The sequence below is a fragment of the Bacillus cereus group sp. BfR-BA-01350 genome (genome assembly GCF_022663775.1).
GTDB classification, from domain to species: Bacteria; Bacillota; Bacilli; order Bacillales; family Bacillaceae_G; genus Bacillus_A; species Bacillus_A paranthracis.
This window is the reverse complement of sequence record NZ_JAKUGD010000010.1, coordinates 52086-77791: the sequence shown is the minus strand read 5'-3', so window position 1 is coordinate 77791 and position 25706 is coordinate 52086. Positions and strand designations below refer to the sequence as shown.

Here is a 25706-nt window from a genome sequence, read left to right as displayed (position 1 = left end):
TAAAAAATTCGCCCTCTAAAAATACGAGTATCATTCAGAAGAATTTTTCAGTGTCCACCTTCACTATATAGTACCTCTTTTGAAAGCGCAAACATTTAATTTTCTATATATACCTTTTATAGAAAATCATTCTTCTCCCTTCTTTATTTCCACTCGTTTAATTTGATGCATATCTTTTTCCAGAACTTTAAAAGAAAAGCCGTGTTTTTCAATAATATCTCCTTCAGCAACGATTTGCTTTTGTACCATAATCCACCCACCAATTGTATCTACATCATCAGCGATTAAGTGTATGCCAAATAAATCATTTACTTCACTAATAAGCACTTTCCCCTCTACGATTTTACACCCTTCACTTATATGCTCTATAGGCGGGTGTTCATCTTCATCGTATTCATCTCGAATTTCCCCAACAATTTCTTCTAAAATATCTTCTAATGTAACAATCCCAGCTGTACCACCATATTCATCATACAACACAGCTAATGGAATGTGTTTTCTTTGCATTTGTAATAGTAAATCATGAATTGGAATATTTTCTAGCACTTCAATGACCGGCCTTGTATATGGCATAATCGAGCACTCCTCGTCCCGATTACCATCCATATAACGAATAAATAAATCCTTTACATTAACCATTCCAATGATTTCATCTTTATCTTCACCAAATACAGGATACCTCGTATATTTTTCTTGTGCGATTATTTTAATATGTGTTTCAAATGGTTCGTCCTCATATAAACCTACAACTTCCGTACGAGGCACCATAATTTCCTTTGCCACTCTATTATCAAATTCAAAAATATTATTTACATATTTAAATTCCCTTTGATTAATCTCTCCACTCTCATAACTCTCAGATAAGATTAATCGTAATTCTTCTTCCGAATGAGCAACTTCATGTTCAGAAGCCGGATGTAATCCGAATACCCCTGTTACAAGCCTTGCTGAACCATTTAAAGCCCAAATAAACGGATACATTACTCGGTAAAAATAAATAAGTGGTTTCGATAATAATAAGCTAACTTGCTCTGCTCTTTGTATGGCGAACGTCTTAGGAGCAAGTTCACCAATAACAACATGTAAAAACGTAATAACTGCAAAAGCAATAATAAATGAAACGGTACTTGCAATTGCAGAAGATAGGTGTAGTTTTAAAAACAACGGCTCTAGTAAATGTTTTATAGTCGGCTCGCCTAACCACCCAAGCCCTAAAGCGGTAATGGTAATACCTAACTGACATGCTGATAAATATTCATCTAAATTTGAAGTTACTTTTTTTGCTGCCAATGCTCCTCGTCGTTTCTCACTAACGAGTTGGTCAATACGACTGCTACGCACCTTAATAATTGCAAACTCAACAGCTACAAAAAAACCTGTTAATGCAATAAGAATGACTACCATCAGTAATTTTAAAATATCCACATATATCCTTTAGCTTTCTTAGCTAAAGTGACACCTCCTTTAAAAAAGAAGTTTCACTTTAGTTTCTTCATTTACTCAAAAGCAACCCTATATAAAATTCACCAATTTCAAACCTCATACAATTCTAAAGGTAAACCATCCGGATCTTGGAAAAAAACAAATTTTTTTCCGGTTATTTCATCAATACGTATCGACTCAGTTTCAACACCACATTCGTTTAAATGTTTTACAGCCTCTTCTATATTTGTAACAGCAAATGCTAAATGTCTAAGTCCAGACGCTTCTGGAAAACTCGGGCGCTCAGGCGGACTTGGGAATGAAAATAATTCAATTTGATACTCTCCCCCTACACATAAATCTAACTTATAAGAATCTCGTTCCTTTCTATATACCTCATTTACCTCTTCAAAACCTAATATCCTAGTATAAAAATCTTTTGACACATCATAATTTGAACAAATAATTGCAACGTGGTGTACTCTACATATATTCATACTCTCTCTATTCCTTTCTTTACCAAAGATGCATATTCTCCCTTGAAATGAAAAACATATATAGCAGAATATCTCTATTAGGGGGCTTACTATGAAATTTATTACTTTTTTCGTAGGACTTATCGTTGTTTTCTTCCTTGCTTATATTGCTAGTAACAATAAAAAACATATTAAATTGAAACCTATTTTCATCATGCTTATTATACAGTTAATTTTAACCTATTTATTATTAAATACAGAATTTGGCCTCATACTTATTCGGGTCATTTCTAGTCTGTTTACAAAGCTACTCGAGTATGCTGCTGATGGTATAAACTTCGTATTTGGCGGCCTTGCCAATAAAGGTGAAATGCCATTTTTCCTTACTGTCTTATTACCAATTGTCTTCATTTCCGTCTTAATTGGTATATTGCAACATTTCAAAATACTACCATTTTTCATTCGTTGGATTGGTTACTTCCTTAGCAAAATAAATGGTCTTGGGAAATTAGAGTCTTACAATGCTATCGCATCTGCCATTGTCGGCCAATCAGAAGTTTTTATTACGGTCAAAAAACAATTAGCTCAAATTCCAAAACACCGTCTTTATACACTTTGTGCATCTGCCATGTCAACTGTATCTATGTCTATCGTAGGTGCCTATATGACAATGATCGAACCTAAATATGTAGTAACCGCACTCGTTCTCAATTTATTTAGCGGCTTTATTATCGTACTTATCATTAACCCTTACGACGTGAGGGATGACGAAGATATTTTAGAAATAAAAGGCGAAAAGCAAAGCTTTTTTGAAATGCTTGGAGAGTACATTCTAGATGGCTTTCGAGTAGCTATCGTTGTCGGTGCTATGCTTATCGGATTCGTCGCATTAATTAGCTGCATTAATGATCTATTCCTCATTATATTCGGCATTACTTTCCAGCAATTAATCGGCTACGTCTTTGCACCAATTGCGTTTCTTATCGGTGTACCAAGTTCTGAAATTGTCACAGCTGGTAGCATTATGGCAACGAAGCTTGTAACGAATGAATTTGTAGCAATGATGGATCTTAGTAAAATTTCTAATAGCCTTTCTCCTCGTACAGTTGGTATTATTTCTGTCTTCCTCGTCTCTTTTGCCAACTTTTCTTCTATCGGCATTATTTCAGGTGCGGTAAAAGGATTAAACGAAGAACAAGGAAACGTCGTTGCCAGATTTGGCCTTAAATTACTATACGGAGCGACTCTCGTTAGCATTTTATCTGCAATTATCGTAAGCATTATGTTGTAATTAGGTAAAATTTTATCATTTTCTTATCCCTATCTTTTGTATACAATAACGAATAGATGTCTTTATAAATAATCAAGACATCTATTTTTTATACATGTACAATCGCTTTTATTTAGCGTACAATATTTTTTATGTGTTTAAATGCGCTTCTAGATGTATATACTTTGATAGTTTTAAAGGAGAAAAAATGATGAAATCCGATATGAACAAAGATACTCGAGCCAAAAAAGGACGCTCAAAGAAAAAACGCCTACTTTGGTTCCTGCTTATTCCATTACTGGTTGTAGCACTTGGAGCCGGAGGCTATTCCTTCCATATATACAGTAAAGCAAAGTCTGTGTTAAGTAATGCCTATTCTGAACTGGGCCGTGGAGATAAATCCAGCAAACGTGAAAAAGCCGTTAAACCTATGACTGACAACATTTCCGTACTTATTATGGGTGTTGATGAAAGTGATATTAGGGACAAAAATTATGGGAAAGCAACTCGTACAGATGCACTATTACTTGCAACCATTAATAAAAACGATAAATCTGTTAAGCTTGTCAGTATTCCACGTGATTCACGTGTCTATATTAAATCACGTGATAAATACGATAAAATTACACATGCGCACGTATTCGGTGGTGTAGATAGCACGATTGATACGGTAGAGAACTTTTTAGATGTTCCAGTTGACTACTATGTAAAATTCAACTTTAAATCCTTTATCAAAATTGTTGATTCCCTTGGTGGGATTACTGTAGATGTTCCAGTGGAGTTCACAGAACAAAATAGTAAAGATGAAGCAGATGCAGTTCACCTTAAAAAGGGACGTCAACATTTAAATGGAGAGGAAGCACTGGCACTAGCAAGAACTCGTCATATCGATAGTGATTATATGCGCGGTCAACGACAACAACTTGTTTTAGAAGCTATCGCTCAAAAAGCACTATCACTTAATTCCATTAATAAGATCGGTGGTCTATTAGACGCTGTCGATAAAGACTTAAAAACAAATTTAACTTTTGATGATATGATGACAATTGCAAAAAATTCAATGGATTCCAATTTAAAAATGGACAAAATGCAAGTAGAAGGTACTGATAAATATATAGGTGGTATTTATTATTACGTTCCAAACGAAAAAAGCGTCAATACGATTTCGACAACACTACAAGAACATCTCGGTGTTACGAATAAAAATGAACATAAAAAATTATAATAAAAAGGCTGCTAGAACTTTCTAGACAGCCTTTTTATTATAATTTTCAACATATTTTTCGTACACATTGTGACAAAAAGAGACAATTATTACAACAGTGTAACATTTTTTATAAAAACATTACACACATAGTGAAAATAATAGTATACTAGTACGTACATAATGTTATTTTCATCATTTTTATACAAAAAATGTAATACATATATTTATACAAAAATTTCTGGGGGGAAATAAATGAAGCTAAGTAAAATACTGATCGGTTCTGCAATTGCTGGAGGCATATTACTTTGTGTTGGCGGTGTTGGCGGATATCAATATGTATCCAAACTAAATAATCAATTAGATACTACTGCATTACCCAATACTACATTTGAAGGTATTTCTCTCGATGGAAAAAATAAAAAAGATATTCAAGCTATTATTAATCAAAAAATCACTGAATTAGATCAAAAATCACTTACGTACATATTCCAAAACGATAAACAAACTTACACATGGAAAGATTTAGGGATAAATTATAAAGAAAAAGATATTATCGACAAAATCTTTAAAGAACAAGAAGGCAACGCAATAAATCGTTACAAAATGCGGAAACAAGCTGAGAACGGTGAATTAAAACGTGACTATAAATTAACACCTCAATTAAATACAACTGCTTATAAAAGCTTTATGAAGGATAAATATAATGAAACATTAAAAAATCCTGTTAATGCAGAATTAAGTATTGAAGGCACTACAGTAAATATTAGCCAGAGCCAAAATGGAGAAAAAATCGATAAAGAAAAGTTAACTGATTTAACGCGGCAAGCCATTACTTCTGGCACATCTGACGTTACATTACCCGTTACACTATTAAAGCCTGAACGTTCTACAGAAGATATACAGAAAATGGGGATTAAAGAAGTAATTGCTGAATATTCAACTCCAATGGCTGGCCGTAATGGGAATCAATCCTTTAACGTAAATAAGTCAGCTAATACTTTAAGTGGAGTGATTGTCGCACCTGATGAAACATTTAGTTTTAATGGCCGCGTTGGCGTAACGGATGCTGCTCATGGTTATAAATCCGCAGCTGTATATTCACAAGGTAAGGTTATACAAAGTGCAGGCGGAGGCGTTTGCCAAGTGAGTAGTACTTTATATAGCGCAGCTTTAAGAGCAGATTTAGGAATTGTTTCTCGAAGCAACCATTCTATGCCCGTAAATTATTTACCACTTGGGCAAGATGCAGCAGTAGCAGATTATGGTCCAGATTTAAAATTTAAAAACAATACAGGCAATCATATTTATATTCAAGCATTTTCAAATGGAGGTAGTATTACTACACGTATTTTCGGCACAAATACTGGTAAAAATGTTGAAGTTTCTTCTCAAGTAATTAGTAGGACTAATGATAAAATAACAGCAGTTACATATAAAAAAGTTACACAAAACGGTGAAGTAATATCTAATGGGCAAATTTCAAAAAGCGTATATAAAAGCGCTCCAAAACAATAAGACACTATTAAACGAACAAATTCCAAAAAGAAAAAGGCGTGAGTAGATCACGCCTTTTTCTTTTGCAATAATACTAAAAAGGTTGCAAGATGGTCTTTCGTTTCTTCTAACGACCACATACGATTTCCTTGCTTCGCAGCTAATACGCACGCCTCTTCCCAAGCATCCTTTTTCTTCATATATAATAATTCATCGCGTAATTTCAAAACAATTTCTTCGTCTTCTTGCTCTATAAACTCTTCCATCACGCCTACTATTTCATCTTCATGGATACTTAACGTACAATACGATTTGAAAAAATATTGTAATGTCGTATACATATTTACTCCCCCTTCTTATTTATCAGATGGATAAGAAGTAATGATCTTATATCCTAAATCCCCTGACTTATCTCTTGCTAAAACAGTAACAGTTTTGACTAACTTGTCTTTTACATTCATATTTTTCTTTATTACCGTTTTTCCAACCGGGAATGAATGTGTTGTATTTAATACGAGACGAGCCTCTTTAGAATTTTTTAACCAATCTTGAATTTCCTTATCATGCTGCTTCAAACTATCTTTTACAGCTTTCGTTGCCGTTTCCTTGTCATAGTATGTACTTGCTGCTGATACTTTATCTGTCTTCAAGCGATTCTTCAAATCTTCTTCTGATTTGCCTACATGTCTTTCAATCGTATGACCATTTTTAGGTGGCCCTTCCATTTCATCTAAAATATTATCACTAATTTTTTCTACTGATGTCGATTGATTCCCTGTTTGTTTCTCTGTTTTTTGTTCTTTTCCTGCACATCCACTTAAGATCAGCATGAGTGCCAATAAACTACTCACGAAAAGACTACTTATTCGTTTCATCATATCACCTCTTTCATGATTATTATCGTAACTTCACTAAAAGTCAATTTCACATCGAAAAAACATACACATTTTTCAAATTCCTCATCTATTTTGCCATATTACCACCCGTTTTTCATAAAACCGCTATTTTTGCCTCTTACATAAATATACCCCTATGTTTTTATGATTATTTCCCGAATTAAACCTCCCCATAAAACTATCTATTAACCTTTTAAACAAAGGCTTTATTTTTATTTTTTTAAAAAACAAAATATACCCCTCACTTTATATACCTAATACCCATATGAGGTATAATAATGTTGTTTTTTAACGTTTTTCTACATTATGTAAATTTGCACTTGCCTATACAATGGAAATATGGTGTAATGCAAAAAAAGATAAAGGATTTTAAACAATGGCTGAAACAATTCAAAACTTCTTAACAGACTATTATTCAATCGCAATTCCACTTAGTATCTTAATTAACATCATCATCAGTCTTTTAGGTTTTATCCCTAGTATTTTTTTGACAGCTATTAACATACAGCTCTTCGGTGTAGCAAATGGAACTATTATTTCGATCGCAGGTGAGGCATTAGGGGCTATTATCTCGTTTTATATTTATCGTATAGGCCTTCAGAAATTCACTCACAGCAAAGTAAATAAGTACCCAAAGGTAGAACGCCTACTTTATGTAGAAGGTAGAGAGGCCTTTCTACTCGTCCTATCATTCCGATTGATACCTTTCATCCCATCCAGTATCGTTACTTTATTTGCAGCTCTAGGTAAAATGTCATTACTATCCTTCAGTATTGCCAGTACAATAGGTAAAATACCGGCTTTATTGATTGAAGTATATTCGGCATATCATGTCATGAACGGAACAAATGAAGCGAAGTGGATTGTGACAATCGCAGGTTGTATCGGATTATATTATTTGTGGAAAAAATGGAGAAAAAAATAAAGAAGGAGCATAGGCTCCTTCTTTATTTTTGAGGTATTTTATTAATAGCTATCCTTTAGATCGTTAGTTAATACCAACAGCACTAAATGATTGCTTAACTGCATTTACTTCAGCAGAGTTCGCACCATATAAATCAGCTGCAGCTTGTACTGCACCAGCACGCGCTTGACTAAATGTAGTAGATTGCGTGAAATATTGTGTGTTTGCACGGTAATAGATTGCACCTAGCTTATCTTTACCAATACCAGTTACAGTTACACCGTAATGCGTACCGCCATTTGCTAATAAATAAGCTTGTTTGTTAATAATACCACTGTTTGTATGAACCCCACCGTTATCACTAGTACCAGTGTAACGCTTAGAATAATGATCTGGATCACCATATTTCGTTGGATCACTCATAGAGCGAAGCGCATCTCCTGCTTTACCAGGCGTATAAATATCTTCACCAATTTCCCAATCTGGGTTACGGTTATCATAGAATTCTACTAAAGTACCAAAAACATCTGAAATAGCTTCATTTAATGCTCCTGATTCATTTTGATAGATTAAATCTGAGCTATACTCTGTAACAGCATGCGTTAATTCATGGCCAATTACATCAATTCCACCAGACAATGAAGTGAATGTTACACCATCACCATCTCCGTATACCATTTGAGAGCCATTCCAGAACGCATTATTATATCTACTTCCATAATGAACTGTTGATTTTAATGGCGCTCCTGCATCATTAATAGAGTTTCTATTAAAAGTAGCTTTATAGTAATCATATGTTTTACCCGCATAGTAATGAGCATCTACTGCCGCTGCATCATACGCTGCATTGAAAACATTATCCGCATCTACCCATAACGTACCTGGTAATGTTGAGCGGTTTTTCGCATCATATGTGAAAATCGTTGCTCCGCGCGTATTATCTTGTAAATAGTAAGATGATGCAGATAACGTTGTATTAAGTGACTTCGTATCTCCTAATACACCTTTACCAGTACCCACTGCATTTGTGCCTGTTACAGGCTTTACAGCCGGTTTCGCTTCTTGTTTAGGTGCCTCTTGCTTAACTGGTGACTTATCTTCATTTGCTACATGATCCAATTTATTATATTTATTTAATACTTTACCGCTATCTGCTTCAATAAAATAGTAGTAGTTTCCTGGGCTTGGCTCTAAGAAGTTTAAATTTACAACGTATGCATATGTTGTTTCTTCACCGTTTTGATATACATATAAGTCCGCTTTTGGTTCTACCTCATATTTAGGTGTTACCCCTAAATCTTTTTGCGCAATTTCAATTGCTTTTGCGCCTTCGATCTTATTTTTATTTTTCAACTTTTCTTTTTTGTCTAAATCAGGTGCAACTGTTCCAGACAATACTTTTAAAGAACCATCTTTACTTACGTGAGCTACTTGCGTAGAACCCCATACAGGTACTCCTTCGTATACTTGTTGCAGACGTAATACTGTTGAATCAGTTACAGCATCTTTCTTCGCTTGTTTCACTTTGAAAGAATCTTGCGCACTCTTTTCCCCTAACTTATAATCACCCTTTGCTGCATTTAAGTAATCAAACACAACAGATTCCGCTTTCTTACCAGTTGCTTCAGTTAAATCCCCAGAAACAAACTCCGGTGACTGTACTGTCTCATTGTACTTCTTCGTAGAGAGCACATTTTTAGAATCTGCAAAAGCAGAGCCTGTCCCTCCAAACGTTGTAACTGCCATTCCTGTCGCTAACACTAACGCTAAACTTTTCTTTTTCATGAATCTTCCCCCTAATAAATTATTTTTTGAAAAAGAGTAGTTTCATATTAGCATTATGTTTTCACTATTAATATACTAAAAATTCAATTAATTTATTTCTCAAGTTTTGTAGAATTTTGGGGAACAAATATTGAAAAAACCCCTTTCCGGTTGGAAAGGGGTTTTTATTAAGAATTTATTACTTCTATTACTTCTTTAGCTTGACCGTACATATCTCCAGTCCAAGCATATTGAGGTTCTAACACTACTAATATAGCCACCAATGCTAATGCACCAAAAATCATTTTTTTCATATTCATCTTCCTCCCTTTTCTTCTAATAAATTAATGGTTAGTCTATAGTATCGATTACTTTCTTGGAATTCTAATACTTCCTCATGATATTTTGCTAATTCTAAATATACCTTTTTTAAATCTTTTTTATTTTCCTCTTGCTTAAAAAATGTTAAAGCTTCTGTTTCTAAAAACTTTTTATACACCCCCTTCTCTTCAAAATATTTATATTGAAGTATTAAAAGTGTATATAACATACTTTTATACTTCTCATCTCTTTTCGCAACTTCTATCCCTTTATTAATCCACTCTTTTACTTCTTCAAATTCCTTCAATTCAATACATTGCAATGCAATCTCATATACAGCATCAATGTAATCTAAATCTTCTTCCTTCTTGTATTGCAAACATTGTAAATAATACTCTTTCGCTTTTGCATAATCCTTTAAATGGTAATGTAAATACCCCATGTTATTTAGAGCAATCGCTGTTATGTTATCTTTATCCGCAAAAGAATTAGCCTCTCTTAAAATATTTCTATAAATTCCTAAAGCTTCATTATATTGTTTTTTCTGTATATAACTTAACCCTATCAATAACTGGCAATTAATCACATGACGAAATTTATATTCATTCTTAAAGCCTTCCATAGCTAAATGAGCAAAATGTAAAGCCATATGTTCTATTTCTAATTCATTATAAACGAGAGCTAAATTATAATAGATCCCAGTTTCATAATAGCCTTGTTCTTTCGCCATCACTTCAGTTTGAACTAAATAATCTAGGGCCGTTTTATATTTATGCTGTAAAAAATAATATAGACCTTTACTATACGTATATAATAATTTCTGGAATGGCGAATACTTTTTGTACATCTTTTTTAAGCTCTCTAATTCTTCTTCAACAGCAGGAAAATCTCGTTTCATAATTAAATAACGCGTATAAAGCAGTTTATAATAATTTATAATTTCAAAATCCAAAACATGCTTCATTTCACCTTGTAATTCTTCATATATGCGCTCTACTTGTGGCTTGTCCAAATGAACTAATGCATTTAACCATTCATCCAGCTTCCCCTTCACATCTTCTTCTACATCTCTCAAATCCGTCACGGCAATTTCTAATCTTGCGCAGAGCAATTGTAGAATCTCTTCTGATGCTTCGATCTTTCCATTTTCGATTTTACTTAAGTATGAGACAGAACAAATGCCCTGACATAATTCTTCTTGTGTCATTTTTTGCTGTAGCCGTTTGTAAAAGACTTGTTTGCCTATTTTTTCTAATGTTTGTTGCATTGTCCTCCTCCATTCTCATTTACCCCCATTACTTTAATAATACATAAAATCTTGAGAAATATAAATTGATAAATGTTAATTTTCTAAAAAATATGCATTATTTCATTTTTTTCCCTCTTGACTCTTCTTTCATATCCATTCTTTGCTACGATGGGTGAAAAATTGGTATACTATAACCAAATTATGGAGGTGTTTTCGCGATGACTTATTATAAAGACGATAGCTATGCCTTACATACAGATTTATATCAAATTAATATGGCTTATACATATTGGAAAGATGGTATTCATAACCGCCGCTCGGTGTTTGATTTATACTTTCGAAAGCTTCCATTCGAGAACGGTTATGCTGTTTTTGCTGGCCTTGAAAAAATTGTAGAGTACATAGAAAACTTCAGCTTTACCGAGAGCGATATCGCTTATTTAGCAGAATTACAATTTGAAGAAGAATTTCTTCATTATTTACAAAATATGAAATTCACTGGTACGGTTCGTAGTATGCAAGAAGGTGAAGTTGTGTTTAATAACGAGCCTTTATTACGTGTCGATGCACCGCTCGGTGAAGCACAAATTATTGAAACTGCCCTGTTAAACATTGTGAATTACCAAACATTAATTGCAACGAAAGCAGCTCGTATGAAGCACGCTGCAAATAACGATGAACTTTTAGAGTTCGGCACAAGACGTGCCCACGAGTTCGATGCAGCCCTTTGGGGCACACGCGCTGCCTTTATTGGTGGTTTCTCCTCTACAAGTAACGTACGGGCTGGAAAACGCTTTGGGATACCTGTAGCCGGCACACATGCGCACTCTTTTGTTCAAGCTTATCGCGATGAATATGTTGCCTTTAAGAAATACGCTGAAACTCATAAAAAGTGTGTCTTTCTCGTTGATACATATGACACATTAAAATCTGGTGTTCCAAATGCAATTCGCGTGGCAAAAGAGTTTGGGGATCGCATCGATTTTTACGGAATTCGCCTCGATAGTGGTGATATGGCTTATTTATCTAAAAAGGCAAGAAAACTACTAGATGAAGCCGGGTTTACCAATACAAAAATTATTGCTTCTAGCGATTTAGATGAATACACAATTATGCACTTGAAATCTCAAGGAGCAAAAATTGATGTATGGGGCGTTGGAACAAAATTGATTACGTCCTTTGAGCAACCAGCGTTAGGAGCTGTTTATAAACTAGTTGCGATTGAAGATACTGATGGAAAATTAAATGATACAATTAAAATTTCATCTAACCCTGAAAAAATTACTACTCCAGGACTTAAACGAATTTATCGCATTATCAATCGAGTAAACGATCATGCTGAAGGCGATTATATTGCATTAGATTATGAAGAACCCGGAAAAGAAGAACGCTTAAAAATGTTTCATCCTGTTCACACGTATATAAGTAAATTTGTAACAAACTTTGAAGCTCGCGAACTGCATAAAGACATTTTCGTTAACGGTGAAAGAACATATGAACTACCAGGCATATTAGATATTCAAAAATATAATGAACAAAGTCTCGCACTATTTTGGGAAGAGTATATGCGAACTTTAAATCCTGAAGAGTACCCTGTTGATTTAAGTCAAGAGTGCTGGGATCATAAAATGAATTACATTCAAACTGTTCGAGAACAAGTTGAAAAAAATATACAAAAATAAAACAGAGAAGCTTCTCCTTCTCTGTTTTTCACTACTATATGTATCTTTGTAGAAAATATATCAAAATAATAAGACAAATATTTTTTATTTTTAAATTTTAATATTACATTATTCATTTATAAAATAATATTTGTTATTATTTTATTGAATCAATTTCAACGAAATAGCCAATAAAAAAGAGGACGCGGGTTGCGTCCTCTTTTTTATAAATCTTTCACTCGTAATACACGCATTGCATTTAACACTGCAAGTAGTGTCACGCCCACATCTGAGAAGACAGCTTCCCACATTGTTGCAATACCGAAAGCACCCAGTAATAAAACTAATCCTTTTACACCTAATGCAAAGATAATATTTTGCCATACAATGCGTCGTGTACGTTTTGCAATGTGTACAGCTGTCGCAATTTTTGAAGGCTCATCAGTCATAATAACGATATCTGCCGCTTCAATTGCCGCATCTGACCCTAAACCACCCATCGCAATACCAACGTCTGCACGGGCTAATACTGGTGTATCGTTAATACCGTCACCAACGAAGGCAATTTTTTCTTTTCCGTGCTTCGCTGCATCAATTTTTTCAATCTCTTCTACTTTTTGTTGCGGTAGTAATTCCGCATGAACTTCATCTAAGCCTAATTCTTTACCGACAGCTTCACCAACTGGTTTTGCATCACCAGTTAACATTACTGTCTTTTTAATACCTAGTTCTTTTAACTTTTGAATCGCTTGTTTTGAATCCTCTTTTACCTCATCAGAGATAACAATATAACCTGCATATTTTCCATCTACAGCAACGTGAACTAATGTACCTACTGTTTCTGGTTGCTTAAATGTAATATTTTCTTTTCTCATTAATTTTGCATTACCTGCAAAAATTTCTTTGCCTTGTACTTTTACGACTGTACCGTGACCAGAAATTTCGTTATAATCATCGATTATTTTTTCATCAATTGATTTTCCATATGCCTTTCGAATAGATTGGGCAATTGGATGGTTAGAATATACTTCAGCAAATGCCGCATACTCTAATAACTCTTCACTTGTAGTACCTTCGCTCGGTTCCATTTTTGTAACTTTGAAAACACCTTTTGTCAATGTTCCTGTTTTGTCAAAAACAATATATTTCACATCATTTAAAGCTTCTAAATAGTTACTACCTTTTACTAACACACCACTTTTAGATGCACCGCCGATACCTCCAAAGAATCCAAGAGGAATAGATACAACTAACGCACATGGACAAGAGATTACTAAGAACACTAGAGCTCTATAAATCCAATCAGCAAATGTAGCTCCTTCTAAAATAAGTGGTGGAATAAACGCCATGATTGCCGCTGTAATAACTACAACTGGTGTGTAGTAACGTGCAAACTTCGTAATAAAGTTTTCCGTTGGTGCTTTTTTACTGCTTGCATTTTGAACTAAATCTAAAATTTTTGATACAGTTGATTCACCAAATTCTTTTGTAACTTCAATTGTTAATACACCATTTTGGTTCACAAAACCACTTAATACATCATTTCCAATTTCAACTTCACGTGGTACAGATTCACCAGTCAATGCTGAAGTATCTACCATTGATGTTCCTTCAACTACTTTTCCGTCTAACGGTACTTTCTCACCAGGTTTCACGATAATATAATCGCCGATTTGTACATCTTCTGGTGATACTTGTTTCGTTTTATTTCCAATCTTTACATTCGCGTAATCAGGACGAATATCCATTAATGAAGTAATTGATTTTCGAGAACGGTTTACCGCAATACTTTGGAATAGTTCTCCTACTTGATAGAATAACATTACTGCAACCGCTTCTGGGTATTGTTGAATTGCGAAAGCTCCCAGTGTTGCAATTGCCATTAAGAAGTTCTCATCAAACACTTGGCCACGAGTTATGTTTCTTACTGCTCTCCAAACGATATCTCCACCAATTAATACATACGCAAGGACGAATAACGGAATTGTGATTATTTGTGGTAAGCCAGCTAATGCAGCAATTGCTGTCAAAATTCCGCCAACCACTAATCGTCCTACCATCTTTTTCACATTTGCTTCTCCATGATCGTGACTATGTCCGTGGTCATGACTACCTTTTTCTTCACGAACAACTTTCACATCTGGTTCTAACTTTTGAACGACATTTGTTATATTGGCTACAGTCGTTTCTAATTCTCTTTTATTCGCTACTTCAACTCGTAATTTCTTTGATACGAAATCAACAGTTGCTGCTGAAACCGTCGGCATTTCCTTAACTTTATTTTCAATCTTCATCGCACAATTTGCGCAATCTAAACCTTCTAATATAAACACTTCTTTTGCCATTTTTGTGTTTTTTTCTTCTTGCACTTTAATGTGCGGTTCTAATTTTGTAACAAGTTGTTTTGCTTCTGTAACAACTTCGCTTTCTTTATTTTGCGCTGTTTCTAAAACCATTGTTTTTGTCGCGAAATTTACAGAGCAAGAATTTACTCCTTCTATATTCCCAACGCCTTTTTCAATTTTCATTGCACAGTTCGCACAATCTAAACCTTCTAACATCAGTTTCTTTTTCACTAATGCTTCAGCCATCGTTCTCCCTCCTCGCGCTCTTTTTTATTCTTCCTCGTTTACGTGTTCAAACGCTTGCTCGAAGATATGAATTACGTGTTGGTCAGCTAACGAATAATAAACGACCTTTCCTTCTTTACGATTCTTTACCAGTTTCGCTTGCTTTAACACACGAAGCTGATGTGAAATAGATGATTGTGTCATTCCTAATAAATAAGCTAAATCACAAACGCACATTTCAGCTTCAAATAGCGCATGTAATATTCTCGTACGTGTACGGTCACCTAACACTTTAAATAGTTCTGCTACTTTACTTAAACTTTCATCAGTTGGAATTGTTTGTTTTACTTGATCCACAACTTCTTCATGAATTATCGTTTGAGAACATGTCTCTTGTGGTGTTTCTATTTTATTTCCAGCCATTATAGCTCACCTCTTTATTTGAACATATGAACAATCATTCATATATCTTATACTTTTATTATATGAGCGCCTATTCATATGTGTCAATGAAATCTCATACATTTTTTTGAACATTTCGTTCACATTTTAAAAAGATCTATACATATTTTCCGCATCCATTACATTCTCATACAAAAAAGAATATACACTTTACACAAAAGAAAAAGCCTTGCGCGTTCCCTAGACGCACAAGGCTTACTATACTTATATCCCTTTTAACTAAGCTTTTAATTAGCTTGTTCTAAATTATCCTGCGAACTTCCATCGTCTTTTAAATGACTATGTTTTTTCGAATAAACAAAGTATACAACTACTCCAATTGCTAACCAAATACCGAAGTAGATCCATGTTGTTAATGGTAGGTTAAACATTAAGAATAGACAACATGCGATTGAAATAAGCGGTAGCGTTGGTACAAGTGGTACCATAAAGCCACGTTTTAAGTTCGGATGTGTTTTACGAAGAATAATAACTGACACACCTACCATCGCAAATGTTAACAATGCTCCAATATTCGCTAAATTCGACAATTCTTTTAAATCGATAAATCCAGCAATTAAAGCACTACCAATACCTGTTAACCAAGTTGAGAATACTGGTGCTTCTGTCTTTTTATTAATTTTCGCAAATGATTTTGGTAATAAACCATCACGGCTCATCGCGAAGAATACACGTGTCGTTGCATAAATGTAAGCAAAGATTACAGCCATAATACCAATTACAGCTCCAACTGCGATTACACCCGCTACTTTATCTTGTCCTACAACTTCTAACACATATGCCATAGCTTCTGGTACATCTAATTCTTTATAAGAAACCATACCTGTCATAACGAGACAAACTACAACATAAATAATTGTACAAATAACTAACGAAGCAATAATACCAATTGGTAAATCACGTTGTGGATTTTTTACTTCTTCAGCAGAAGTTGCTAATGCATCAAATCCCAAGAAAGCAAAGAATACTGCTGCTCCGCCGGCAAAGATTCCGCTAATACCGTATGGTGCAAATGGTGTCCAGTTTTCTGGTTGTACGTAGAACGCACCAACTGCAATGAATAAAATAACAATACCAATTTTAATTAATACCATTATGTTATTCACACGCTTACTTTCTTTCGTACCTCTTGATAGTAACCAAGTTAAAACTAATGTAATGACTACTGCTGGTAAATTCACGATCCCACCTTGTGATGGAATCTTTAACAACTCTGTTGGAATTTCTAACCCGAATCCACTCACTAAGTTATTAAAATAACCTGTCCATCCACCTGCTACTGCGGCAGTTGTTACGACATATACAGATAGTAATGTCCATCCCATTAGATGGGCAATAAACTCACCAATTGTCGCATATGAATATGTGTACACACTACCTGAAACCGGAAGTGTAGATGCAACTTCTGCATAACACAACGCTGCAAATCCACAAACGATCGCTGCAATCATGAATGAAAAAATAACTGCTGGACCAGCATCTCTTGCTGCTACTAATCCTGTTAATACTAGTACTCCTGTACCAATTATCGCACCAATCCCTAGCATTGTTAGGTCAAATGCCCCTAGCGTTTTCGTTAAAGTTTTACTTTTACTTTCCCCTAACAATTGCGTAACGGATTTCTTTTTAAATAGGTTGGCCACGATGTATGCCCCCTTTTGCCAAGAAGAGCTAAGAGATATTCACTCTTAGCTCTTATCATGTTGGTTTATATATTGTTCGATTTTGTTTTGTATAATGCTTCTATTAGCAAGATACTGTTTCTGCTTCTAATAATTCTTTAGCACCTTTGTACTCTACACCGTGAGCTTCTGCAACTGCTTCGAATGTTACATAGCCATCTAATGTGTTAATACCTTTTAGTAATGCAGAGTTGCCTAAGCAAGCTTCTTTGTAGCCTTTGTTAGCAATTTGTACTGCGTATGGTACTGTTACGTTTGTTAATGCAAGAGTTGATGTACGTGGAACCGCACCTGGCATGTTTGCAACTGCATAATGAACAACGCCGTGTTTTTCGTAAGTTGGGTTATCATGAGTTGTAATACGGTCAGTTGTTTCGAAAATACCACCTTGGTCAATCGCGATATCTACAACAACAGAACCTGGTTCCATTGATTTAATCATTTCTTCTGTTACAAGTTTTGGCGCTTTTGCACCTGGGATTAATACTGCACCGATTACAAGATCAGACTCTTTTACAGCTTCTGCAATATTGTACGGATTAGACATTAAAGTTTTTACTTGGTTTCCGAAAATGTCATCTAATTGACGAAGACGTTCTGCACTTAAGTCGATGATTGTTACATCCGCACCTAGTCCAACTGCAATTTTAGCAGCATTTGTACCAGCTTGTCCACCACCGATGATTGTTACTTTACCACGTTTAACCCCTGGAACACCTGCAAGTAAGATACCTTTACCGCCTTTGTTTTTCTCAAGGAATTGTGCACCGATTTGTGCAGCCATACGACCAGCTACTTCACTCATAGGTGCAAGTAATGGTAGAGAACGGTTTTCTAATTGTACTGTTTCATATGCAATAGAAACAACTTTCTTTTCGATTAATGCTTTTGTTAATTCTGGTTCTGGAGCTAAGTGTAGGTATGTGAATAAGATCAAACCTTCGCTGAAGTGTTTGTATTCGCTTTCAATTGGTTCCTTAACTTTCATAACCATTTCCATGTTCCAAGCTTCTTCAGCTGTATCAACAATTTTCGCTCCTGCTTCAACATACTGAGCATCTGTGAAACCTGATCCTAAACCTGCACCCTTTTGAATGAATACTTCGTGATTGTTACGAATTAAATGTACAACACCTGCTGGTGTCATTGCCACACGGTTTTCGTTGTTTTTAATTTCTGCTGGTACCCCAATACGCATAATGAAATGCCCCCTTATAATTAACAGAAAAAAGAAAGTCTTTTTTCTTTTTGTAATAATTAATAACTTATGTCCTTATTCTAGCATAACTTAAAAGTTATGAAAACGCTAACATATCATTTTTTTAAAGTTTATATATTTAGAATAGTGTAAATATATAAAACATTGATTCTATTAGGATTCTCGTTTCACCCCATTATCTATCACTCTATTTTTATTATACTCCTTTAAAATAAGTACCAATCATTTATTATTCGACAATAATGTAACAATGTAAGAAACCCTAATGATGTCGTATACATATACAGTTATTAATTTACACAATACTTTAGAGATATATTCTTTTTATAAAAAACAGCTGCTAGCATTTAGCTAGCAGCTGGATAACTTATAAATAACTTGGAAAATAAATCATCTGTTGTTTCCGTAATTTTATCAAACAGATCACTTTCTTCCTCTTCTTGCTCTTTTAACATCTTAATTGTTTCACGTGCCGATTCAGGATAATCGGTAATGATACCATCTACGTTTAATTTATAGTATCCCTTTAAACTTTCCATATCATTTACCGTCCATACGTAAATTGGCTTGTTTAACTTCCTTGCTTCTTTTACTAATTTCTTATTTAGCATGTATTCTTCTGCTACATAAAAATCAGCCTTCACATTCTTTAAGTGAGCTCTACTTGCATACAGTATATATCCTACTTTTATATTTGGATTTGCACGCTTAAATTCTTTTATAAGCGGATAGTGTAACGTTTGAATGACACATTGCTTTTCAAATTCATTATCTTTAATCGTTTTTAATACTTTGTTTACAAAATCTTTTTCGCCCCCATGAAGCTTCACTTCAATATTGAGTTTGATTTTGCCTTTTGACAGCTTAATAATCTCATCAAGTGTACTTATTTGTCCTGAAAACCCATCTTGACTCAGAGTAAGTTGTCTTAACTCGTCCATCGTTAAATCTGACACGTGAACATTAGCATTAGCAAGGCGTTTCAACTTCAAATCATGTATAACTGCTAATTCACCGTCTTTTGTTTGCAGAACATCAATTTCAGCGTAGTCTGCTTTTGCATCAATAGCACCTTGAATGGCTTCTTTCGTATTTTCTACACCTTTTGAAATATAACCGCGATGAGCCATAATAATTGGTTCTTTATACGTATTTGTAATAAAGGTTACAATGAAGGCAACAACCATTCCCGCAGTAATAATTCCTACAATATATACGCCAATAAATTTCCAACGATGTTTTTGGAAGAAACATTTATCTGCCTTCGTCTTTGAATAATCTAATCCTTCTTCTAATAAAACATCTTCGACTGGAACCTTTTGTAAATACAATCTTGTTAACGCCATAATATAGAACGGCGTCATAATAAAGCTAAATAGATACAATGTACTTGTTAGGAAAACTGAAATAGTTGACTCTGCTAGTAGTGCAAATGTCCCTTCTGGGTTTGTAAATTCATATACTCCCCACAGACAAAGTAAATAAACTCCTACACATAAAAGAAAAACAATTCCTACAGATATGAAAAAGCCTACTAAAAAGAACAAAACTTTAAAGAAGCTTTCTTTTACTAAGTTTGCGCTTTTGCGTGCTGCCGTACGGAACGGCTTCTCCTCTAAAACAATAATAGGTAAAACAAAAATCCAACGAAGGTTCAAATAGGCAACTACAGCAAAGAAAGTATAATATCCAACTTGCCCCATTGTTGTCTTAAATAGTTCACCTGTAATAAAATTAGGAATTTGAATTTCAGGAATCAATGCAGATTTATATCCCATACTTAATAGTGGTAATAGTACAACTGCATACAAAACAAAGCCAGGTAAGCAATATGTAAACAGAGAAGGTAAATACGTTACTGTTTTATATAAAATTGGACGTAATCTCACCTTTTGCCTTTTATGAGCGAAGTACGAAATGATAATAAGTACTGCAAACTCTGTAAAGATCAGGAACAATGCCAATATAGATAAAATTACAATCGCCAAAATTCCGTATGGTGTTTTCAAAAATGCTAATAACTCATCATTTGTTGCGTTTGCATACCCACCAAAGTACAACAACTTATTGAAAATAATACCAAAGAGCGGGATAAACACAATCGCTGCTAACAATTTATAAGCAAGTTGGAATGTTAACACATTCCAAAAGGCAAATCTAACAGTTTGAAAGGAATGTCTCATTACTCCTGGTATAGATAGTCTTTTACGGTGTTGCATATATTCCTCCACATTCTAAAACGATATTTGAGATGGATTCCACATTTCCATTTCTAACCCATCCCTTTAATAATAATATATTCCGCTTAACATGAACACTCTTATACATACAATGAAAAAAGTGATGGCTACTTCCCATCACTTTTTCACTTACTCTATTTTTTCTCTAACCCTTGTCCAAATGCTTTCAAGAAGCTAAATCCGAATGTGATGGCTCTATTGATATCTGGATCTTTTAACACTTTAAAGAAGTCCATCACTTTTGTTTTTTTACCACTCTTTAATTCATCTGTTGCAAATTGCAATCCAGTGACTAAACTCGATGTGATTTGCTTTGTTACTTCTGGGTCAACTGAGGACAGTGCTTCCCCCGCCCCCATCATGTTGTTAAGTGCATTTTTAACTGGTTCACGATTTAATTGCTCCACAGCGATTTTTGAAACATCTTCTTTCGCAGCAAGTAAACTAATCGCCGCATCTAATATTCCAGCCTTCTGTAACTGCGCTAACAGCTGCATCGTTTCTTCTACTGCTTCACGATTATTAGATAGCTCATTTAGAAGTTCATCTGCTACTTGCTGTTTCTGTTCTTCCTCTGTTACAACTTTCTTTTTAATTAAAGTAATTTCTTTCGCCACTATCTCCGCCCCCTAGTCCACGAGTGATACGTATTGTTTTCTTTGCCATTTTTGCTCGATTTCAACACCATTTTGCGGATTACGCTTTTTATCTCGCGGGTTTGAAGATGGTAACGGACGATTTCCTTTTTCACGTAATACACGCATTTTCACCATCGTTTGTTTGTACGCCGGTGTACACGTATAAAGGTCTGTTGCCGTCCCAGTTAAAATATTGATCGCTTCTTCATTTATCGTTGCATGCATCGGTAAGTATAGCTCTTTCCCCGTTACACGCTCAGTAATAAGCGCTTGTACTTTAATTTTGCCAAATGGTGATGCTAATTCTACAAGACCACCATCTTTCACATTGCGCTCTATAGCAAGTTCAGGTGAAATTTCAACGAACACTTCAGATACTTTAGATAAAATACCAGCCGACTTATTCGTCATATTCCCTTCATGGAAATGTTCTAGCATACGTCCATTATTTAAAAGTAAATCATACTCATCTGGCGCTACAACTGGTGGTACCCATTCATCTAATGATAAACGAGCTAGTTTATCTGGGAAGTTAAATCCGTCTACATATAATAGCGGTGTATCACTACCATCATGACTACCCCAACATAAACTATTCCATCCTTCTAGACGATCGTACGTTGCTTGAGAGTATAACGGTGCAAGCGATGCGATTTCGTCCATAATTTCACTTGGACTTTCGTAATTCCAATCCCCGCCGAGTGCACGAGCAACTTTTTGTAAAATCCACCAATCCGGTTTTGAATCACCTAGTGGTTTTAATACTTCATATAATCTTTGAATACGTCGCTCTGTATTCGTAAACGTTCCTTCTTTTTCTAAGCTTGGTGCCGCTGGTAAAATAACATCAGCAAAACGAGCTGTTTTTGATAAGAACATATCTTGAACAACGAGGAAGTCTAAATTCGCTAAAATATGTTGCACATGGTTCGCATTGGAATCGACTAAAGCCATTTCTTCCCCCATGACATACATACCACGTAGTTTTCCTTCTTCTGCCGCAAGTAACATTGCGATATTATTTAATCCTGGTGCTTTCGGAATCGTTGTGCCGTATGCTTTTTCAAACTTAGCACGAAGCGTATCATCCGATACTGCTTGATAACCTGGAAGCCAGTTTGGTAATGTCGCCATATCACAAGCACCTTGTACGTTATTATGACCTCGTAATGGATATGCGCCTGCACCAGGACGACGATAGTTCCCCGTAACAAGCAGTAAATTTGAAATGGCAGCAGATGTTGTACTTCCTCCTGTATTTTGCGTTACACCCATTCCCCAAAGTATACAAGTTCCATCTGCTTCATATACCATACGAGCCATTTCTTTCAGGTTTTCTTTCGAAATTCCCGTAATTTCTTCTGTATAATCAAGCGTATACTTTTCTAACATTGTGCTATATTCATCAAAGTTCTTCACATTTTCAGCTATGAACTTTTTATCATGCCAATCTTGATCAATAATATATTTCGTAATACCAGCAAGCCATACGTAATCTGTACCTTGGCGCGGATGAATAAATAAATCCGCACGCTCTGCCATTTCATGTTTACGAAGATCTGCTACAATCAGTTTTTGCTCGTGTAATTTATGAGCACGTTTTACACGCGTCGCGAGTACAGGATGTCCTTCTGTTGGATTCGCACCAACGATAATGACAAGGCCTGCTTCAGCTATATCTTTCACTGTTCCAGCATCGCCGCCCATACCCACAGTTTTAAATAAACCATCAGTTGCTGGAGATTGGCAATAACGCGAGCAGTTATCTACATTATTTGTTCCATATATTTGACGAGCTAGTTTTTGCATAAGGTAATTTTCTTCATTCGTTACTTTCGATGAAGAAATGAATCCAAATGCATCGCTGCCGTATTCAGATTTAATATGTTGCATGTTAGAAGCAACAACTTCTAACGCTTCTTCCCATGAAGCTTCAACAAACATATCTCCTTGGCGAATTAATGGCTTCGTAATTCGATCTTCACTATTTACAAAGTCCCATCCAAATTTACCTTTTACACATGTGGAAATACCATTAACCGGTGCATCTGAAACAGGTTGCACTTTTAATATATGGCGATCTTTCGTCCATACTTCGAATGAACAACCGACACCACAAAATGTACAAACTGTTTTTGTTTTATTCACTTTCGTCTTACGCATCGCAGCCTCTACTTCTGAAACCGCTAAAATACTACTATATCCAGGCTCTACATCCTTTACAAAATCAATCATCGGATCTAACACATCTGGTTTTAATCCTGTCATGAATCCAGCTTCACCTAACATTGATTTCTCCATCAATGCATTACATGGACATACTGTTACACACTGCCCACAACTCACACAAGATGAATCATTTATGCTTACACCATGATCCCATATAACCCGCGGACGATCTAAGCTCCAGTCTATCGATATCGTTTCATTAACCTGTAGGTTTTGACATACTTCTACACACTGTCCACAAGCAATACATTGATTTGGATCATACCGATAAAACGGATGTGACATATCCACTTCACAAGCACTTACTTTCGGCTCATACGGATATTTCTGTTCTTCAATTCCCATCATATGTACTGTATTATGAACCTTACAATTACCATTATTGTTATCACATACGGTACAATACAATAAATGATTCTCTAATATTCGATCCATCGCCTCAGTCTGCGCCTCTTTCGCACGCTGTGACTGTCTTTCAATATGCATACCATTCTCTATTTGCGTTGAACAAGCACGCATTAACTTCCCATCTACTTCTACAATACACGTATCACAAGTTTGAATTGGATCTACTTCTGGTACATGACAAATTTGAGGATGTTCCAAATTACTCTCGTTAAATAATTGTAGTATCGTCTTTTCACCTGATGCTGAAAATTCTTTACCATCTACGGTTACACGGACTGTCTGTTCTGCCATAGTTTCCCCTCTCCTTACAACCAACTGTACAACACATTTGTGAATCCGTTTTCATAAATGAATTACTGTACATATTTTTGAAACGCCCTGCCTAAATACTTTTCTTATGAAGTCGATTCTAGATGTTTATAAGGTATCACTACGAAAGCTTGAAAATTTCACTATTCTACATTTCTATTATATCGTATATATACAATAATAACCAAAATAATCTGATACCTTCCTTCTAATAGATGTTTTTATTTTTTCAATGTTTTATGATGAATGTGGGAGAAAATACATATAAAAGGGGAATTTCATATGGGACCTACGCAAGAGAGTTATACAATTGTACGCTATCACTCTGGTACATTTTCAAAACAAACTGATGAGATTGTTACAGAATCTCCTATTACTATTAAATTGAATGGTGAAGAATATGTAACAGTCGTATGTACACCAAATTATATTGAAGATATGGTAATTGGTTTTTTAATTTCTGAGGGGATTATTTCTTCCTATAAAGATATTGAAGAACTATGGGTTCAAAAAGATAACGGAATTGTCCATGTAACATCATCAAAAATAAATCCGCTCTATCAAAATTTATATAATAAACGATACATCACTTCCTGCTGCGGAAAAGGTAGACAAGGTTTTATTTTCGCTAACGATGCCGCAAAAGCAAAAGATTTACATGATATACATGTAAAAATTACTCCTGAAGAATGCTTTTACTTAATGAATACTTTACAACAATCTTCCACTACCTTTCGCCAAACCGGCGGTGTTCACAATACCGCGCTATGTGATCGAAACAATATCCTCCTATCAAGAATGGATATTGGAAGACATAATGCATTAGATAAAATATATGGACATTGTTTACGTAACGATATATCTGTTAAAGGAAAAATCATTGCATTTAGCGGGCGTATTTCATCCGAAATTTTACTCAAAGTTTCAAAAATCGGATGTGAAATTGTTCTATCTAAATCCGCTCCAACAAAACTAGCATTGCAACTCGCCCATGATTTAGGCATTACAGTCGTAGGGTTTATTAGAAATGAATCCTGCAATATTTACACACATCCACATCGAATTGATGGTTATCAATCGAATAACTAAAATAGCTCCTCGATTGAGGAGCTATTTTAGTTATAAAAATGTAATATATTAAACACTTGAATAGTTAATAAAGTTAATATATAATTTCATTACATATTAAAAAACAAAACATTGTAGCATATATCTTTTCATTCTTTTACAAATTAAAAGAGACTGCTCACAAAACACATACACAATCTTATAAAAGGTTCACTTT

20 protein-coding genes are annotated in these 25706 nt (G+C 34.9%); 6 read left to right on the top strand and 14 right to left on the bottom strand.

The genetic code is table 11. The annotated features are described in order from the left end of the window. Positions 1 to 126: 126 nt before the first annotated feature. Both MR147_RS20080 and gloA2 read right to left on the bottom strand, forming a co-directional pair. Positions 127 to 1425, bottom strand: a complete 1299-nt coding sequence (locus MR147_RS20080; protein ID WP_074607432.1) for a hemolysin family protein — start codon at positions 1423 to 1425, stop codon at positions 127 to 129. Between the two features lie 107 nt (positions 1426 to 1532). Then, positions 1533 to 1919, bottom strand: coding sequence for an SMU1112c/YaeR family gloxylase I-like metalloprotein (gene gloA2, locus MR147_RS20075; protein ID WP_001017665.1), 387 nt, complete (start codon positions 1917 to 1919; stop codon positions 1533 to 1535). Positions 1920 to 2010: 91 nt separating this feature from the next. Between gloA2 and MR147_RS20070 the strand changes: the two genes are divergently transcribed. The 3 genes from MR147_RS20070 (at position 2011) to MR147_RS20060 (ending at position 5890) form a co-directional block, all read left to right on the top strand. Further along, positions 2011 to 3189 carry a NupC/NupG family nucleoside CNT transporter gene (locus MR147_RS20070; protein WP_074607434.1) on the top strand — a complete coding sequence of 393 codons (1179 nt, stop codon included), beginning with the start codon at positions 2011 to 2013 and terminating at the stop codon, positions 3187 to 3189. Positions 3190 to 3376: 187 nt separating this feature from the next. After that, positions 3377 to 4393 (top strand): LCP family protein, encoded by a 1017-nt coding sequence (locus MR147_RS20065; RefSeq protein WP_313897179.1) that lies wholly within the window; start codon positions 3377 to 3379, stop codon positions 4391 to 4393. Between the two features lie 234 nt (positions 4394 to 4627). Then, complete coding sequence (locus MR147_RS20060) at positions 4628 to 5890, top strand: VanW family protein (protein ID WP_000777348.1); 1263 nt, start codon at positions 4628 to 4630, stop codon at positions 5888 to 5890. Between the two features lie 47 nt (positions 5891 to 5937). On the opposite strand, the gene MR147_RS20055 is transcribed toward MR147_RS20060, so the two are convergent. Beyond that, positions 5938 to 6210, bottom strand: coding sequence for a hypothetical protein (locus MR147_RS20055; protein WP_046198932.1), 273 nt, complete (start codon positions 6208 to 6210; stop codon positions 5938 to 5940). Positions 6211 to 6225: 15 nt separating this feature from the next. After that, the gene (locus MR147_RS20050; RefSeq protein ID WP_070805191.1) at positions 6226 to 6744 is read right to left on the bottom strand and encodes an RNase A-like domain-containing lipoprotein; all 519 of its coding nucleotides are present in this window, start codon (positions 6742 to 6744) and stop codon (positions 6226 to 6228) included. Positions 6745 to 7141: 397 nt separating this feature from the next. On the opposite strand from MR147_RS20050, the gene MR147_RS20045 reads away from it, so the two are divergent. Next, positions 7142 to 7690, top strand: a complete 549-nt coding sequence (locus MR147_RS20045; protein WP_074609054.1) for a TVP38/TMEM64 family protein — start codon at positions 7142 to 7144, stop codon at positions 7688 to 7690. 63 nt (positions 7691 to 7753) lie between these two features. Here MR147_RS20045 and MR147_RS20040 read toward each other — a convergent pair whose 3' ends face one another. The 3 genes from MR147_RS20040 to MR147_RS20030 form a co-directional block, all read right to left on the bottom strand. Next, positions 7754 to 9454 (bottom strand): M4 family metallopeptidase, encoded by a 1701-nt coding sequence (locus MR147_RS20040; RefSeq protein ID WP_000730391.1) that lies wholly within the window; start codon positions 9452 to 9454, stop codon positions 7754 to 7756. A 167-nt stretch (positions 9455 to 9621) separates the two neighbouring features. Beyond that, on the bottom strand, positions 9622 to 9747 hold the full coding sequence (locus MR147_RS20035) for an NprX family peptide pheromone (protein ID WP_000738188.1): 126 nt from the start codon (positions 9745 to 9747) through the stop codon (positions 9622 to 9624). Positions 9748 to 9749: 2 nt separating this feature from the next. Next, positions 9750 to 11021: a helix-turn-helix transcriptional regulator gene (locus tag MR147_RS20030; RefSeq protein ID WP_016716432.1), complete on the bottom strand. Its 1272-nt coding sequence runs from the start codon at positions 11019 to 11021 to the stop codon at positions 9750 to 9752. Between the two features lie 200 nt (positions 11022 to 11221). On the opposite strand from MR147_RS20030, the gene MR147_RS20025 reads away from it, so the two are divergent. Beyond that, a complete protein-coding gene (locus tag MR147_RS20025; protein ID WP_074609052.1) occupies positions 11222 to 12685 on the top strand; it encodes a nicotinate phosphoribosyltransferase in 1464 nt (487 codons plus the stop codon). A gap of 203 nt (positions 12686 to 12888) precedes the next feature. Here the strand turns inward: MR147_RS20025 and MR147_RS20020 are convergent, their stop codons facing one another. From MR147_RS20020 to fdhF, 7 genes are all read right to left on the bottom strand, one after another. Beyond that, on the bottom strand, positions 12889 to 15255 hold the full coding sequence (locus tag MR147_RS20020; RefSeq protein ID WP_074609050.1) for a heavy metal translocating P-type ATPase: 2367 nt from the start codon (positions 15253 to 15255) through the stop codon (positions 12889 to 12891). 24 nt (positions 15256 to 15279) lie between these two features. After that, entirely contained in the window at positions 15280 to 15657 is a 378-nt protein-coding gene (locus MR147_RS20015; protein WP_074609048.1) for an ArsR/SmtB family transcription factor, read from the bottom strand. A gap of 266 nt (positions 15658 to 15923) precedes the next feature. Beyond that, entirely contained in the window at positions 15924 to 17339 is a 1416-nt protein-coding gene (locus MR147_RS20010) for an amino acid permease (RefSeq protein ID WP_001284877.1), read from the bottom strand. Positions 17340 to 17442: 103 nt separating this feature from the next. Then, positions 17443 to 18576 carry an alanine dehydrogenase gene (gene ald / locus MR147_RS20005; RefSeq protein WP_001219742.1) on the bottom strand — a complete coding sequence of 378 codons (1134 nt, stop codon included), beginning with the start codon at positions 18574 to 18576 and terminating at the stop codon, positions 17443 to 17445. Positions 18577 to 18944: 368 nt separating this feature from the next. Then, a complete protein-coding gene (locus MR147_RS20000) occupies positions 18945 to 20816 on the bottom strand; it encodes a glycerophosphoryl diester phosphodiesterase membrane domain-containing protein (protein WP_074609046.1) in 1872 nt (623 codons plus the stop codon). A 155-nt stretch (positions 20817 to 20971) separates the two neighbouring features. Further along, on the bottom strand, positions 20972 to 21454 hold the full coding sequence (locus MR147_RS19995; protein ID WP_001040528.1) for a helical membrane plugin domain-containing protein: 483 nt from the start codon (positions 21452 to 21454) through the stop codon (positions 20972 to 20974). Positions 21455 to 21466: 12 nt separating this feature from the next. After that, on the bottom strand, positions 21467 to 24403 hold the full coding sequence (gene fdhF, locus MR147_RS19990) for a formate dehydrogenase subunit alpha (RefSeq protein ID WP_000840656.1): 2937 nt from the start codon (positions 24401 to 24403) through the stop codon (positions 21467 to 21469). Positions 24404 to 24703: 300 nt separating this feature from the next. Between fdhF and fdhD the strand changes: the two genes are divergently transcribed. Next, positions 24704 to 25510 carry a formate dehydrogenase accessory sulfurtransferase FdhD gene (fdhD, locus tag MR147_RS19985; protein WP_000529215.1) on the top strand — a complete coding sequence of 269 codons (807 nt, stop codon included), beginning with the start codon at positions 24704 to 24706 and terminating at the stop codon, positions 25508 to 25510. Positions 25511 to 25706: the final 196 nt, after the last annotated feature.

What these genes read in the sequence shown, in the direction of transcription:
- gloA2 (WP_001017665.1), bottom strand. Translation starts at nt 1,919, where the DNA reads ATGAATATATGTAGAGTACACCACGTTGCAATTATTTGTTCAAATTAT.
- MR147_RS20070 (WP_074607434.1), top strand. Translation starts at nt 2,011, where the DNA reads ATGAAATTTATTACTTTTTTCGTAGGACTTATCGTTGTTTTCTTCCTT.
- MR147_RS20065 (WP_313897179.1), top strand. Translation starts at nt 3,377, where the DNA reads ATGATGAAATCCGATATGAACAAAGATACTCGAGCCAAAAAAGGACGC.
- MR147_RS20060 (WP_000777348.1), top strand. Translation starts at nt 4,628, where the DNA reads ATGAAGCTAAGTAAAATACTGATCGGTTCTGCAATTGCTGGAGGCATA.
- MR147_RS20055 (WP_046198932.1), bottom strand. Translation starts at nt 6,210, where the DNA reads ATGTATACGACATTACAATATTTTTTCAAATCGTATTGTACGTTAAGT.
- MR147_RS20050 (WP_070805191.1), bottom strand. Translation starts at nt 6,744, where the DNA reads ATGAAACGAATAAGTAGTCTTTTCGTGAGTAGTTTATTGGCACTCATG.
- MR147_RS20045 (WP_074609054.1), top strand. Translation starts at nt 7,142, where the DNA reads ATGGCTGAAACAATTCAAAACTTCTTAACAGACTATTATTCAATCGCA.
- MR147_RS20040 (WP_000730391.1), bottom strand. Translation starts at nt 9,454, where the DNA reads ATGAAAAAGAAAAGTTTAGCGTTAGTGTTAGCGACAGGAATGGCAGTT.
- MR147_RS20035 (WP_000738188.1), bottom strand. Translation starts at nt 9,747, where the DNA reads ATGAAAAAAATGATTTTTGGTGCATTAGCATTGGTGGCTATATTAGTA.
- MR147_RS20030 (WP_016716432.1), bottom strand. Translation starts at nt 11,021, where the DNA reads ATGCAACAAACATTAGAAAAAATAGGCAAACAAGTCTTTTACAAACGG.
- MR147_RS20025 (WP_074609052.1), top strand. Translation starts at nt 11,222, where the DNA reads ATGACTTATTATAAAGACGATAGCTATGCCTTACATACAGATTTATAT.
- MR147_RS20020 (WP_074609050.1), bottom strand. Translation starts at nt 15,255, where the DNA reads ATGGCTGAAGCATTAGTGAAAAAGAAACTGATGTTAGAAGGTTTAGAT.
- MR147_RS20015 (WP_074609048.1), bottom strand. Translation starts at nt 15,657, where the DNA reads ATGGCTGGAAATAAAATAGAAACACCACAAGAGACATGTTCTCAAACG.
- ald (WP_001219742.1), bottom strand. Translation starts at nt 18,576, where the DNA reads ATGCGTATTGGGGTACCAGCAGAAATTAAAAACAACGAAAACCGTGTG.
- MR147_RS20000 (WP_074609046.1), bottom strand. Translation starts at nt 20,816, where the DNA reads ATGCAACACCGTAAAAGACTATCTATACCAGGAGTAATGAGACATTCC.
- fdhF (WP_000840656.1), bottom strand. Translation starts at nt 24,403, where the DNA reads ATGGCAGAACAGACAGTCCGTGTAACCGTAGATGGTAAAGAATTTTCA.
- fdhD (WP_000529215.1), top strand. Translation starts at nt 24,704, where the DNA reads ATGGGACCTACGCAAGAGAGTTATACAATTGTACGCTATCACTCTGGT.